The 13,296-nt window shown below is 58.9% G+C and carries 11 protein-coding genes; 8 read left to right on the top strand and 3 right to left on the bottom strand.

The window, feature by feature from the left end; all coding sequences use genetic code 11:
• Positions 1-20: 20 nt before the first annotated feature.
• Positions 21-347 (bottom strand): cupin domain-containing protein, encoded by a 327-nt coding sequence (locus BWI95_RS05765; RefSeq protein ID WP_054804550.1) that lies wholly within the window; start codon positions 345-347, stop codon positions 21-23.
• Between the two features lie 147 nt (positions 348-494).
• Between BWI95_RS05765 and BWI95_RS05760 the strand changes: the two genes are divergently transcribed.
• On the top strand, positions 495-1,187 hold the full coding sequence (locus BWI95_RS05760; protein WP_023480863.1) for an aspartate/glutamate racemase: 693 nt from the start codon (positions 495-497) through the stop codon (positions 1,185-1,187).
• On the opposite strand, the gene BWI95_RS05755 is transcribed toward BWI95_RS05760, so the two are convergent.
• Positions 1,184-2,110, bottom strand: a complete 927-nt coding sequence (locus BWI95_RS05755) for a LysR family transcriptional regulator (RefSeq protein WP_076770287.1) — start codon at positions 2,108-2,110, stop codon at positions 1,184-1,186. The genes BWI95_RS05760 and BWI95_RS05755 overlap by 4 nt on opposite strands.
• 121 nt (positions 2,111-2,231) lie before the next feature.
• Here BWI95_RS05755 and lysA point away from each other — a divergent pair, with 121 nt between their 5' ends.
• From lysA to BWI95_RS05730, 5 genes are all read left to right on the top strand, one after another.
• On the top strand, positions 2,232-3,494 hold the full coding sequence (gene lysA / locus BWI95_RS05750; RefSeq protein ID WP_054804660.1) for a diaminopimelate decarboxylase: 1,263 nt from the start codon (positions 2,232-2,234) through the stop codon (positions 3,492-3,494).
• 240 nt (positions 3,495-3,734) lie between these two features.
• Entirely contained in the window at positions 3,735-5,072 is a 1,338-nt protein-coding gene (locus BWI95_RS05745) for a PTS sugar transporter subunit IIC (RefSeq protein ID WP_076769149.1), read from the top strand.
• Between the two features lie 7 nt (positions 5,073-5,079).
• The gene (locus tag BWI95_RS05740; protein WP_076769148.1) at positions 5,080-6,507 is read left to right on the top strand and encodes a glycoside hydrolase family 1 protein; all 1,428 of its coding nucleotides are present in this window, start codon (positions 5,080-5,082) and stop codon (positions 6,505-6,507) included.
• A gap of 29 nt (positions 6,508-6,536) precedes the next feature.
• Positions 6,537-7,310 (top strand): GntR family transcriptional regulator, encoded by a 774-nt coding sequence (locus tag BWI95_RS05735; RefSeq protein ID WP_023481037.1) that lies wholly within the window; start codon positions 6,537-6,539, stop codon positions 7,308-7,310.
• Entirely contained in the window at positions 7,307-7,759 is a 453-nt protein-coding gene (locus BWI95_RS05730) for a GNAT family N-acetyltransferase (RefSeq protein ID WP_054804659.1), read from the top strand. The genes BWI95_RS05735 and BWI95_RS05730 overlap by 4 nt, the downstream gene beginning before the upstream one ends.
• Before the next feature lie 581 nt (positions 7,760-8,340).
• Here the strand turns inward: BWI95_RS05730 and galR are convergent.
• Positions 8,341-9,351 (bottom strand): HTH-type transcriptional regulator GalR, encoded by a 1,011-nt coding sequence (gene galR / locus BWI95_RS05725; protein WP_054803760.1) that lies wholly within the window; start codon positions 9,349-9,351, stop codon positions 8,341-8,343.
• A gap of 599 nt (positions 9,352-9,950) precedes the next feature.
• On the opposite strand from galR, the gene aas reads away from it, so the two are divergent.
• Together aas and lplT are read left to right on the top strand one after the other, a co-directional pair.
• A complete protein-coding gene (aas, locus tag BWI95_RS05720) occupies positions 9,951-12,110 on the top strand; it encodes a bifunctional acyl-ACP--phospholipid O-acyltransferase/long-chain-fatty-acid--ACP ligase (RefSeq protein WP_054803759.1) in 2,160 nt (719 codons plus the stop codon).
• Positions 12,085-13,296: a lysophospholipid transporter LplT gene (lplT, locus tag BWI95_RS05715; protein WP_054803758.1), complete on the top strand. Its 1,212-nt coding sequence runs from the start codon at positions 12,085-12,087 to the stop codon at positions 13,294-13,296. The genes aas and lplT overlap by 26 nt, the downstream gene beginning before the upstream one ends.

Below are 13,296 nucleotides of genomic sequence, written 5' to 3'. Positions count from 1 at the left end.
GCTTTTCACGGCTCAAAAACTCAGGATTGCAGAAAATCTTCGCGAATCGGCGTGAAGGTATCGAGCAGGGTACCCGGCTTCAGACAGACGCAGCCGTGCATAATGTGCGGTTGCTTGTAAAGTGTATCGCCTGCGGTGACGATATGTTTCTCATCACCGATGGTAAATTCGAACTCCCCGGATAAAACATAGGTGAGCTGCTCATGAGGGTGGTTATGCATCGGGCCTATAGCGCCCTGTTCGAACATAACTTCAACCGCCATCATTTTGCCGCCATGGGCGAGAATACGGCGCGTAACGCCGTTGCCCAGGTCGTCAAGTTGCGTGTCTTTATGAAAGATAAACATCGGGCTGTCCTGTAGTCGGTAAGAGATAGTGAAACAATGTTTTAAATAATTTATCTCACGGTGGCGGAAAAATAAACGCCGGGCCGGAGAAGTTGAAAGTCGATCACAACTTTGCATGATTGCGCGAGAACGAGACGGAGAAAGGCGATGAAAACAATTGGACTGCTGGGCGGCATGAGCTGGGAATCGACCATTCCCTACTATCGGCTGATTAACGAGGGCGTTAAAGCACGCCTGGGTGGCTTGCACTCCGCAAGCTTGCTGCTGCATAGCCTCGATTTTCATGAGATTGAAACCTGCCAGGCCACCGCGCAGTGGCACAAAGCCGGAGATATCCTCGGCCAGGCGGCAGCGGGTCTTGAGCAGGCCGGGGCGCAGGCGATTGTGCTCTGTACCAACACCATGCACAAAGTGGCGGGGCAAATTGAGGAGCGCTGCCAGATCCCTTTCCTGCACATTGCCGATGCCACCGGCCACGCCATTGAAAATGCCGGGCTGCGCAATGTCGCGCTGCTGGGTACACGCTACACCATGGAGCAGGATTTTTATCGCGGGCGGCTGGAGAAGCAGTTCGCCATCAGAACTACGGTGCCCGGCCCGGAAGATCGTCAGCGTATCAATGAGATCATCTTTGATGAGCTCTGCCTTGGCACCTTCAGCGACGAATCGCGCTACTACTTTATGAATGTGATTAAACAGCTGGCGAGCGAAGGGGCGGAAGGGGTGATTTTTGGCTGTACCGAAATCGGCCTGCTGCTGCCTGAAACCCACAGCCCGATTAAGGTGTTCGACACGGCTGCGCTGCATGCTGCCGCCGCGGTCGATTTTATGCTCTCTTAATCCTCGCCGAGCATGGCGGCCAGCGGCGCGGTAATACGCGGCATGGCTGCCTGCAGATGTTCGGCAAAGGTATCGACCAGTGCGGAAGCGGGGCGGTGCAGCGGGCGCACAAGGCTGATGGTAAAGGGCACATCGATGCTGAAACGCCGCACCGCCACGCCGCTGGTGGCATAGTCGAGAGCGGTCAGCGGGTTCACCACGGAAATGCCGACCCCGGCGCGCACCATTGCGCAAACCGACGCCGCGCTGTGGGTTTCCAGCACCATGCGGCGCTTCACCTGGTGCTCACTAAACAGGGCGTCAAGCAGCTGACGATAGCTGTCGGTACGCGACAAACTGATGTAGTTCTCCCCCTGAAAATCCGCCGGTGTCAGCACCCTTTTCTGCGCCAGCGGATGATCCTCTGGCATCACGCACACTTCATTACAGGTCAGCAGCGGCGTGCGCTCGGTGCCTGCGGGCGTCGAGAGCGTTTCGGTCAGGCCCAAATCGTGGCGCTGCGCCGAGAGCCACTCCTCCAGCAGCGGCGACTCCTGCGGCACAATGTTGAGGCTGACGTCCGGGTAGCGGGCGAGAAAGGGCTGCAACAGCAACGGTAAAAAGGATTGCGAAAAGACCGGCAGACAGGCGACCGACAGCTCCCCCTGGCGAAACTCACGTAGGCTCTCCGCCGCGCTGACGATCCTGTCCAGCCCGTACCAGGATCGCTGCACCTCTTCAAACAGCCGCAGCCCCTGCACCGTGGCGTGCAGCCGCCCGCGCGAGCGCTCAAACAGCGTCAGACCCAGCACCTTTTCAAAGCGCGCCAGCTCCCGGCTGACGGTTGGCTGCGAGGTGTGCAGCATGGCCGCGGCCTCGGTCAGGTTGCCGGTGGTCATCACGGCGTGAAAAATTTCGATATGGCGCAGGTTAACAGCGGGCATGAGATGATCCAGTTGCAGAAGGTTATCCATATCATTTTTGCATAGCCCCGCGATAAAACGATATTTTTTATTCGCTCAAACCTATGGCGTAATCATAAAAAAGATTGCTGACGGAGTTGTTATGCCACGCTCGCTACACCAGACAGAAACCGACCTCAACGCCGCTAACCTGCTGCAACTGCCTGCGGAATTTGGCTGCCCGGTATGGGTTTACGATGCGCAAATCATTCGTGCGCAAATCGCCAAACTGCGCGACTTTGACGTCATCCGTTTTGCCCAGAAAGCCTGCTCTAACATCCATATTCTGCGCCTGATGTGCGAGCAGGGGGTGAAGGTGGATTCGGTGTCGCTGGGCGAAATCGAGCGTGCGCTGGCGGCGGGTTACGATCCGAAAACACACCCGGACGATATTGTCTTTACCGCCGATGTGCTGGATGAGGCGACGATCGCCCGCGTCAGCGAACTGGGCATCGCGGTGAACGCCGGTTCGGTAGATATGCTCGAGCAGCTCGGTGCCGTTTCGCCAGGCCACCGCGTCTGGCTGCGCGTTAACCCCGGTTTTGGTCACGGTCACAGCCAGAAAACCAACACCGGCGGCGAGAATAGCAAACATGGGATCTGGTATAGCGACATGGGTGCGGCGCTGGAGGTGATGCAGCGTTACGGCCTGCAACTGGCGGGCATCCACATGCATATCGGCTCCGGCGTTGATTATGGTCACCTTGAGCAGGTGTGCGGCGCGATGGTGCAGCAGGTGATCGACTTTGGTCAGGATCTGCCGGCTATCTCCGCCGGTGGCGGCCTGTCGATCCCCTATCACGAAGGCGAAGAGCCGGTTGATACCGCGCACTACTACGGCCTGTGGAACGCCGCGCGGGAAAAAATCGCGCAGCATCTCGGCCATGCGGTAAAACTGGAGATCGAACCGGGGCGCTTTCTGGTGGCGGAGTCGGGCGTGCTGATCTCCCAGGTGCGCAGTGTGAAAACCATGGGTAGCCGCCACTTTGTGCTGATCGACGCCGGGTTTAACGATCTGATGCGCCCGGCGATGTACGGCAGCTATCACCACATTACGGCGCTGGCCGCCGACGGGCGCGACCTGCGCGACGCGGCGCGCATCGACACCGTGGTTGCCGGTCCGCTGTGCGAATCGGGCGATGTCTTTACCCAGCAAGAGGGCGGCAAAGTGGAAACGCGCCCGCTGCCGGCGGTGAAAGCCGGGGACTATTTAGTCCTGCACGATACCGGCGCGTATGGCGCGTCGATGTCCTCAAACTACAACAGCCGCCCGCTGCTGCCGGAAGTGCTGTTTGATAACGGCGTGGCGCGCCTGATCCGCCGTCGCCAGACCATTGAAGAGCTGATCGGCCTCGAGCAGTTCTAAACCTGATCCACGATCCCGCTTGTAGATAGCGGGATCGCCCCTCCTTTTTTCCGTAAATCCCTGCAATCCGTAAGGTGGTATGCCAAATGCGCGCTATGCCGCATTTTGGAATACCAGATTGGGTGTTGCGAGGCGCATCACAGAACTTTTCGCCGGGCGTGGCTATTTTTGGTATGCCAAATGGGACGACAGCGGTATCCCTGCATCGATAAAAAAGCTCCTTTACTGAGGTGTTAACTCATGGCCCTACAAGAAAAGCTCATCGATTCGCTGGGGAGTTTCGCGACGAAATTCAACAGCTATCGCTACATTATGGCCATCAAGGCCTCATTCATTACCCTGATGCCGGTGATCATTGTCGGCGCTTTCTCTGTGCTGATCTCCAACATGGTGCTGGACCCGAAAAACGGGCTCGCCAGCTTCCAGTCGCTCTCCTTTCTGGCGGCGCTAAAGCCGATTACCAGCGCCATCAACTACGCCACGCTTAACTTCCTCAATATCGGGGCGGTGTTCTTAATCGGTATTGAACTGGGGCGTATCAACGGTATCCGTACGCTGTTTCCTGGCCTGCTGGCGGTGATCTGCTTTATCTGCGTGACGCCGACCACCGTTGAAATGCTGGTCGATGGCCAGATGCACGTGGTGAAAGATGTGCTGCTGCGCCAGTTCTCCGATACCCGCAGCCTGTTCCTCGGCATGTTTATCGCCATTTTGTCGGTGGAGATTTACTGCTGGCTGGAGACGCGCGAAGGGCTGAAGATCAAGATGCCGGACACCGTGCCGCCCAACGTCTCTGCCTCATTCTCCGCCCTGATCCCGGCGATCATCACCACTACCGCGATTGCCACCTTCGGCTTTATTTTCCACCAGCTGACCGGCATGTATCTCTATGACGCGGTTTACCAGGTGGTGCAACAGCCGCTGGAGCGGGTGGTGCAGAGCCTGCCGGGGATCTTGCTGCTGATGTTTGTCGCCCAGCTCTTCTGGGTGATTGGCATCCACGGTAACCAGATGATCAAACCGATCCGCGAACCGCTGCTGCTGGGGGCGATCACCGTCAATATGAGCGCCTTTGAGCAGGGCAAAGAGGTGCCGAACATCATCACCATGCCGTTCTGGGATGTCTATATGAGCATCGGCGGATCGGGGCTGACCATCGGCCTGCTGGTGGCGGTGATGATCGCCACCAAGCGCAAAGAGATGAAAGAAATCGCCAAGCTGTCGATAGGCCCTGGGATCTTCAACATCAACGAACCGGTGATTTTCGGTATGCCGATCATGCTCAACCCGATCCTTGCGATCCCCTTTATTATCACGCCGCTGGTGACCGGCTCGATCGGTTACTTCGCTACCGCCAGCGGTTTTGCCGGTAAAGCGGTGGTGATGGTGCCGTGGACCACGCCGCCGCTGATCAACGCCTGGCTCTCTACCGCCGGATCGATGGGGGCGGTGATCACGCAGCTTATCTGCATCCTGACCGCCATCATCATCTATCTGCCGTTTGTGAAGATTGCCTCACGCCGCGCCGAGCAGGCGCAGCTGCAAGCGGAAGCCACCTCTTCTACGCCGAAAGTGTGAGGACGTTATGAGCACCAAAACCGTCACCATCCCGCCTGACTTTATCCTCGGTGCTGCTGCGTCGGCCTGGCAAACGGAAGGGTGGAAGGACAAACGCGAGGGCCAGGATTCGTGGCCCGATCTCTGGTACAAAAACGATCGTCACGTCTGGCACCAGGGCTACGGCCCGGCGGTGGCGACCAATTTCTACCAGCGCTTTCGCGAAGATGTGCAGCTGATGAAGCAGGCGGGCTTAACCCACTACCGCACCTCGATCAACTGGTCGCGTTTTCTCACTGATTATGAAAACGGCGTGGTGGATGAGCGCTACGCCGCTTACTACGACGAGCTGTTTGATGAGATGGCGCGCCACGGCATTGCGCCGATGATCTGCCTCGAACACTATGAGCTGCCCGGTTATCTGCTGGAAACCTACGGCGGCTGGGCGTCGAAAAAAGTGGTCGAACTCTACCTGCTCTATGTCGAAAAGGTGTTTGCGCGCTACCACCAGAAGGTGACGCGCTGGTTCACCTTTAATGAGCCAATTGTGGTGCAGACCCGCGTCTACCTTGATGCGCTGCGCTGGCCCTATGAGCAGAACACCTCGACCTGGATGCAGTGGAACCATCATAAAAACCTCGCCACCGCGAAAGTGGTGAAGCTGTTTCGTGAGAAGGGGTACAAGGGCAGCGTCGGCTGCATTCTCAACCCGGAAGTGACCTACCCGCGTTCGCGCGCGCCGCACGATCTGCTGGCGGCGGAGCGCTACGATCTCTTCTACAACCGGGTGTTTCTCGACCCGATGGTTAAAGGGCACTACCCGGCGGAGTTGCTGGCGCTGCTGGAGAAACATGGGGTGAAGTGGGAGTGCAGCGACGAGGAGCTGGCGATTATTCGCGATAACACCGTCGATGAGCTGGGGATTAACCTCTACTATCCGCACCGCGTCAAAGCCCCGTCCCGCGCGTGGCACCCGGAAACGCCTTTCCATCCGGCCTACTATTACGAGCCGTTTGAGCTGCCGGGGCGCAAGATGAACACCTCGCGCGGCTGGGAGATCCTGCCGGAGATCGTTTTTGATATGGCGATGCGTCTTAAAAACGACTACGGCAATATTCCGTGGTTCGTGGCGGAGAGCGGCATGGGTATTGAGAACGAAGGGCAGTTTCGCAACGCGCAGGGCACCATTGAGGATGATTACCGCATCGACTTTATCGCCGCGCACCTCTACCAGGCGCTGCGCGCGAAGGAGGCGGGGTCAAACTGCCAGGGCTATATGCTGTGGGCGTTTACCGATAATGTCTCACCTATGAATGCCTTCAAAAACCGCTATGGGCTGGTGGAGATCGACCTGCAACACAACCGCGACCGCAGGCCGAAAAAGTCCCTTGGCTGGTTTCGCCAGCTCAGCGATGAGCGTCAGTTGACCCTGACCCTTGATGATGAAGTAAGATAGCGCAACGACTGATAAGTGCAGGTGATATCGTGGAGAAGGCCGTCGTCCCGCCGGAGAAAAAACAGTACCAGGAGATTGGCGACGATCTGCGTGAGCAGATCATCGAGGGTCACTACCCCGTTGGCTCGCGCTTGCCGCCGGAGCGCAATATTGCCGAGAAGTATGGCGTCAGCCGTACCATCGTGCGTGAAGCCCTGCTGATGCTGGAGTTGCAGGGCACGGTGGATATTCGCCAGGGCTCCGGGGTCTATGTGATGCGCATTCCTCAGGCCCATGAAAACGAAGAGGAGCGCTTTTTAAGCAGCGATGTCGGCCCCTTTGAGATCCTTCAGGCGCGCCAGCTACTGGAGAGCAATATCGCCGCCTTTGCCGCCAAAATGGCGACGCGGGCGGATATCGACAATCTTCGGCGCATCCTCGAGCAGGAGCAGCGCGCCATCGCCCTCAATGACACTTCGCAGGACAACAGCAAGATGTTCCACCTGGTGCTGGCGGGCGCGTCGCAAAACCAGATGCTGCTGGCAACGGTCGAGAGCATCTGGCATCACATGGACAGCAGCCCGCTATGGCAGCAGTTCAACGTGCATATCGCCAGCCGCGCCTACCGCCTGAAGTGGCTCGGCGACCGGCAAACCCTGCTGGCCGCGCTGCGCCGCCGCGATGTGATGGGTGCCTGGCAGGCGATGTGGCAGCATCTCGAAAACGTTAAAAAAAGCCTGCTGGAGCTGTCGGACGAAGACGCACCGGACTTTGATGGCTATCTGTTTGAGTCGGTGCCGATTTTTCAGGGGAAGTTGATGTGACTATTCTGCCGCTTTATGAGGCACCGCAGCATGCGGGGCAGGTGACCGACTGGCTGTGGCAGGAGTTTGGCGACTCGCTGTCGCGAGAGTTTTTCGCCAGCATTATTGAGCACAGCCAGACGCCGGGACAGCTGCCGCTGACTTATGTGCTGGTCGAGGGCGAGGAACTGCTGGGCACCGTCGGGCTGTGGCGCTGCGATTTGATCAGCCGCCAGGATCTTTACCCATGGCTTGCTGCGCTCTACGTAAAAGAGAGTGCGCGCGGCCAGGGGCTGGCCGGGCAGTTACAGCGCCATGTTATGGAGCAGGCGAAAGGGATGGGCTTTGACCAGCTGCACCTCTACGCCGCTTTCCGCGACTATTATGAGCGTTTCGGCTGGGCGTATATCGGGGATGGCCTAGATTACCCGAATACCAGCGTGCATCTGTATCGCATTGCGCTGAGATAGCGCCGCTGCATCATTGCCGGATGGCGGCTACGCCTTATCCGGCCTACCAAAACGCACCGATCCCGTAGGCCGGATAAGCGGTACGCGCCATCCGGCAATGGGGTTTGCATGTGGCTTTGGTGGAAGGGTTCCGTTCACCAGGCGTGCAGGGGAATATTTTTATCACCGGTGCGGTGAACGGGACAAGGGGGGGACCGCTCCCCCCTTGTCAATCCCCGCGGCCCCGCGAGGAAATCGGTGCTGCGCACTGCGCTCACCTCCCGCGTGCCTGACGGCGGCCGGCTCGACTCGACTTACTCGTTCCATTCTGGAACGAGTCCCTGTCTCGGTTCGCCTCTGTCCGCCATCCATGGCGTCCAGACCTTGTCATTCACGCTTCGGTTCGCCGATTTCAGCGGGGGGTCAACACCATCGCTGTCATATTGCAGATAAATGTCGCATCGATGTCGCTGTAGGCTCGTTTTGGTAGGCCGGATAAGGTGCAGCCGCCATCCGGCAAGGGTGCCGCGGAGATAATGCCGGATGGCGCGTACCGCTTATCCGGCCTACGTGGTTCCGGCGTTTCAGCGGCAATGTGCGCCTTATGAACTCTCCGGCGGCGCAATCACTGAATGACGGCGCACCAGCGTCGGGTTAAAGAGATGGGTGATCTCCGGCAGCGGGCGGTTTTCCGCCAGCGCCAGCGCCAGCTCGGCGGCCTGGGTCGCCATCGTCACGATCGGATAACGCACGGTAGTCAGCCGCGGGCGGACATAGCGCGACACCAGCACATCATCGAAGCCAATCAGCGAAATCTCGCGCGGCACATCAATCCCGTTATCATTCAGCACGCCCATGGCACCTGCGGCCATCGAGTCGTTGTAACAGGCCACGGCGGTAGAGTTGCGTCCGCGTCCGAGCAGCTCGGTCATCGCCTGCTCGCCGCCGCTCTCGTCCGGCTCGGCAAAGGTTACCAGCCTGTCGTTGCACGGCAGACCATTCTCTTTCAGCGCATCGTAGTAACCTTGCAAGCGGTCGTCGGCGTCGGAGATCTCATGGTTGGAGCAGAGATAGCCAATGCGCGTATGGCCCTGCTGGATCAGATGGCGCGTCGCCAGCCAGGCGCCGTAGCGGTCGTCGAGCGCCACACAGCGCTGCTCGAAGCCGGGCAGAATGCGGTTAATCAGCACCATACCGGGGATCTGCTTCATCAGCGACGCCAGCTCTTCGTCCGGCACCACCTTGGCGTGCACCACCAGCGCCGCGCAGCGGTGGCGAATCAGCTGCTCAATCGCTTTACGCTCTTTCTCTTCTACGTGGTAGCCGTTGCCAATCAGCAGAAAGTTGCCGGTGGCGGAGGCGACCTGCTCAACGGCTTTTACCATCGCGCCGAAAAAGGGATCCGATACGTCGCTCACCACCAGCCCCACCGACTCGGTCGATTGCTGCGCCAGCGCGCGGGCGTTGGCGTTCGGGTGGTAATTAAGCGAATCCATCGCGCTCTGTACCGCCTGGCGCGAGTTTTCACTGGCTTTTGGTGAGCTGTTGATCACGCGCGACACCGTCGCAACCGAGACCCCGGCCAGCCGCGCAACGTCTTTAATCGTCGCCATTCTCTACCTTCCTGGGTAAGCGTTTACACTGCAGTTAGTGTTACGGAAAAGGGGCGTCTGTTCAAGGCGGCGCGTGTACCAGTCTTTGCAAACGTGAGCCAGCGCGGCGCGCATCGTGAAAACGTTACATGCGCGGCGTTGCAAATGCACACACTGAGAACCTTTACTTACACTTTGCGAAAGCCTGTTTCGATTGACCGCTGGTTGTCTGCGGCCCGACCGTGCGACTCTGTTCATCCCAGAGGTATTGATAGGTGAGCGCAACGCTACGTTGCACACTCGACTTACACCGACCTGCGCAGATGCGCAGGTTTTTTTTATCCTGCCGTGTAACAGTAATCGCTAATCGACACACCTCGTTTCACTTCGGCTCATTCTCTTGCTTTTTCCCGCTGGTAGCGCATCCAGGCGCAGGTGACAATCGACGTCCCAGAGGTATTGATTGGTGATTTATTCAGTACGCTTTTCGTACTTATTGATTGCACCAACCTGCGCGGACGCGCAGGTTTTTTTTTGCCTGCGTTTTATCCCTCCGCACTTCTCATGTAATCTGCCAGACTCTGAATCACATGCCTCAATGACTGGCAAAAGGAGTTGAAATGCTACTGGGCTTTTTCCGCGGCCTGTTTCGCGTCTTGTTCCGTGTACAGCTGACCGGCGATACCGCGCCTTTAAACGGCGACCGGGTATTAATCACCCCCAATCATGTCTCATTTATTGATGGCATTTTACTGGCGCTGTTCCTTCCCGGGCGTCCGGTCTTTGCGGTCTACACCTCAATTAGCGAGCAGTGGTATATGCGCTGGGTCAGCAAAATCATCGATTTTGTCCCTCTCGACCCGACCAAGCCCATGTCAGTTAAACATCTGGTTCGCCTGATTGGCGAAGGCCGCCCGGTAGTTATTTTCCCGGAAGGGCGCATCTCCGTGTCCGGCTCGCTGATGAAGATTTATGAAGGGGCCGGTTTTGTCGCCGCGAAATCCGGCGCGACGGTCATCCCGCTGCGTATTGATGGTGCGGAGCTGACCTTCTTCAGCCGCCTGAAAGGGCTGGTTAAACAGCGCCTCTTCCCGCGCATTACCCTGCATATTCTGCCACCGACGCAGCTGCCGATGCCGGATGCGCCGCGCGCGCGTGACCGCCGCAAGATTGCCGGCGAAATGCTGCACCAGATTATGATGGAAGCCCGCATGGCGGTGCGCCCGCGCGAAACGCTGTTCGAAGCATTGCTCAGCGCCCAGTACCGTTACGGTGCCAGCAAGCCCTGCGTGGAAGATATCAACTTCACGCCGGACAGCTACCGCAAACTGCTGACCAAAACCCTCTTTGTGGCGCGCATCCTCGATAAATACAGCGCGCAGGGCGAGAAAATCGGCCTTATGCTGCCGAACGCCGGCATCAGCGCGGCGGTGATCTTTGGTGCCATTGCGCGCGGGCGCATTCCGGCGATGATGAACTACACCGCCGGGGTGAAAGGGATGAGCAGCGCGATTACCGCGGCGCAAATCAAAACCATCTTCACCTCCCGCACCTTTATGGATAAGGGCAAGCTGTGGCATCTGCCGGAGCAACTTACTCAGGTGCGCTGGGTCTATCTCGAAGATCTGAAAGGGGATGTCACCTTTGAAGATAAGCTGTGGATTTTCCGCCATCTGCTGATGCCGCACCGCGCCCAGGTGGAGCAGAAACCGGAAGATCCGGCGCTGGTCCTCTTTACCTCCGGCTCCGAGGGCAACCCGAAAGGGGTGGTGCACAGCCATAAGAGCCTGCTGGCGAACGTCGAGCAGATCCGCACCATTGCCGATTTCACCGCCAATGACCGCTTTATGTCGGCGTTGCCGCTTTTCCACTCCTTCGGCCTGACGGTTGGCCTGCTGACGCCGCTGTTTACCGGCGCGCAGGTCTTCCTCTACCCGAGCCCGCTGCATTACCGCATTGTGCCGGAGCTGGTCTATGACCGTAACTGCACGGTGCTGTTTGGCACATCGACCTTCCTCGGTCACTACGCTCGCTTCGCTAACCCGTATGATTTTTACCGCCTGCGTTATGTGGTTGCCGGGGCGGAGAAATTGCAGGAGAGCACCCGCCAGATCTGGCAGGACAAGTTTGGCCTGCGCATCCTTGAAGGCTACGGCGTGACCGAATGCGCGCCGGTGGTCTCCATTAACGTACCGATGGCGGCGAAACCGGGCACCGTCGGGCGCATCCTGCCGGGCATGGACGCGCGCTTAATGGCGGTGCCGGGCATTGAAGAGGGCGGTCGCCTGCAACTGAAAGGGCCAAATATAATGACCGGCTATCTGCGGGTGGAAAACCCCGGCGTGCTGGAAGCGCCAATGGCGGAAAACATCAATGGCGAGATGGAGCCGGGCTGGTATGACACCGGCGATATCGTGCGCTTCGACGAGCAGGGCTTTGTGCAGATCCAGGGGCGTGCAAAACGCTTCGCCAAGATTGCCGGTGAGATGATCTCGCTGGAGATGGTGGAGCAGCTGGCGCAGGCCGTTTCGCCGGAGAAAATGCACGCCACCGTGGTGAAAAGCGACGCCAGCAAAGGCGAGGCGCTGGTGATGTTCACTACCGATAGCGAACTGACACGCGACAAGCTGCAACAGCAGGCGCGCGCGCAGGGCGTACCGGAGCTGGCCGTCCCGCGTGATATCCGTTTCCTGAAACAGCTGCCGGTGCTTGGCAGCGGCAAGCCCGATTTCGTGACCCTGAAAGGAGTGGTGGATGAGGCAGAAACCGAACACGCATGAGTCAGTAAGCGCTAACTCGCCGCTCTTATCGCGAGGAATGATGGCGGTGATTGCCGCTCAGTTTCTCTCGGCATTTGGCGATAACGCACTGCTCTTTGCCACGCTGGCGCTGCTGAAAGCGGAGTTTTACCCCGACTGGAGCCAGCCTGTTCTGCAAATGGTGTTTGTGGGTGCTTACATTCTTTTCGCACCGTTTGTCGGCCAGGTGGCTGACAGCTTTGCCAAAGGGCGCGTAATGATGGTTGCCAACGCCATGAAACTGCTGGGCGCGGCGAGCATCTGCGTGGGGGTTAACCCGTTTGTCGGTTACCTGCTGGTGGGCATTGGCGCAGCGGCCTACTCCCCGGCGAAGTATGGCATTCTCGGCGAGATCACCACCGGCGATAAGCTGGTGAAGGCGAATGGCCTGATGGAGTCATCGACCATTGCCGCGATCCTCATCGGCTCGGTCGCGGGCGGCGTGCTGGCCGACTGGCATGTGCTGGCGGCGGTCGGCGTTTGTGCGCTGGTCTACGCCGGGGCGGTGGTGGCTAACCTGATGATCCCGAAACTGCCTGCGGCGCGCCCCGGGCGCTCGTGGCGCTTTGGGCCGATGACCGCCAGCTTCTTTAGCGCCTGTAAAAGCCTGTGGCAGAACGGGGAAACCCGCTTCTCGCTGGTGGGTACCAGCCTCTTCTGGGGCGCAGGTGTGACGCTGCGTTTCCTGCTGGTGCTGTGGGTGCCGGTAGCGCTCGGCCTGACGGATAACGCCACGCCAACCTACCTCAACGCGATGGTTGCCGTCGGCATTGTGGTGGGTGCCGGGCTGGCGGCGAAGCTGGTGACGCTGGATAAGGTCTCCCGCTGTATGCCGGCCGGGGTGCTGATCGGTATCGCCGTAGTGATCTTCTCGCTGCAGCACGCTCTGCTGCCTGCTTATGGCGTGCTGATGCTGATTGGCGTGCTCGGCGGTTTCTTCGTGGTGCCGCTCAACGCGCTGTTGCAGGCGATTGGCAAGGAGTCCGTCGGTGCGGGCAACGCCATAGCCGTGCAGAACCTCGGTGAAAACACCGCCATGCTGCTGATGCTGGGGCTTTACTCACTGGCCATCAAAGTGGGCGTGCCGGTGGTGGGAACCGGTATCGGGTTTGGTGTGCTGTTTGCGCTGGCGATTGCGGCGCTGTGGATCTGGCAGCGCCGCCGGTAA

Source organism: Kosakonia cowanii JCM 10956 = DSM 18146 (genome assembly GCF_001975225.1).
GTDB classification, from domain to species: domain Bacteria; phylum Pseudomonadota; class Gammaproteobacteria; order Enterobacterales; family Enterobacteriaceae; genus Kosakonia; species Kosakonia cowanii.
Note: the sequence above shows the minus strand (reverse complement) of the source record. Positions and strands in the feature narration are given on the sequence as shown.

Bases quoted from the DNA above. Each gene is read 5' to 3' on its own strand.
- BWI95_RS05765 (WP_054804550.1), bottom strand. From the start codon at position 347: ATGTTTATCTTTCATAAAGACACGCAACTTGACGACCTGGGCAACGGC.
- BWI95_RS05760 (WP_023480863.1), top strand. From the start codon at position 495: ATGAAAACAATTGGACTGCTGGGCGGCATGAGCTGGGAATCGACCATT.
- BWI95_RS05755 (WP_076770287.1), bottom strand. From the start codon at position 2,110: ATGCCCGCTGTTAACCTGCGCCATATCGAAATTTTTCACGCCGTGATG.
- lysA (WP_054804660.1), top strand. From the start codon at position 2,232: ATGCCACGCTCGCTACACCAGACAGAAACCGACCTCAACGCCGCTAAC.
- BWI95_RS05745 (WP_076769149.1), top strand. From the start codon at position 3,735: ATGGCCCTACAAGAAAAGCTCATCGATTCGCTGGGGAGTTTCGCGACG.
- BWI95_RS05740 (WP_076769148.1), top strand. From the start codon at position 5,080: ATGAGCACCAAAACCGTCACCATCCCGCCTGACTTTATCCTCGGTGCT.
- galR (WP_054803760.1), bottom strand. From the start codon at position 9,351: ATGGCGACGATTAAAGACGTTGCGCGGCTGGCCGGGGTCTCGGTTGCG.
- aas (WP_054803759.1), top strand. From the start codon at position 9,951: ATGCTACTGGGCTTTTTCCGCGGCCTGTTTCGCGTCTTGTTCCGTGTA.
- lplT (WP_054803758.1), top strand. From the start codon at position 12,085: ATGAGGCAGAAACCGAACACGCATGAGTCAGTAAGCGCTAACTCGCCG.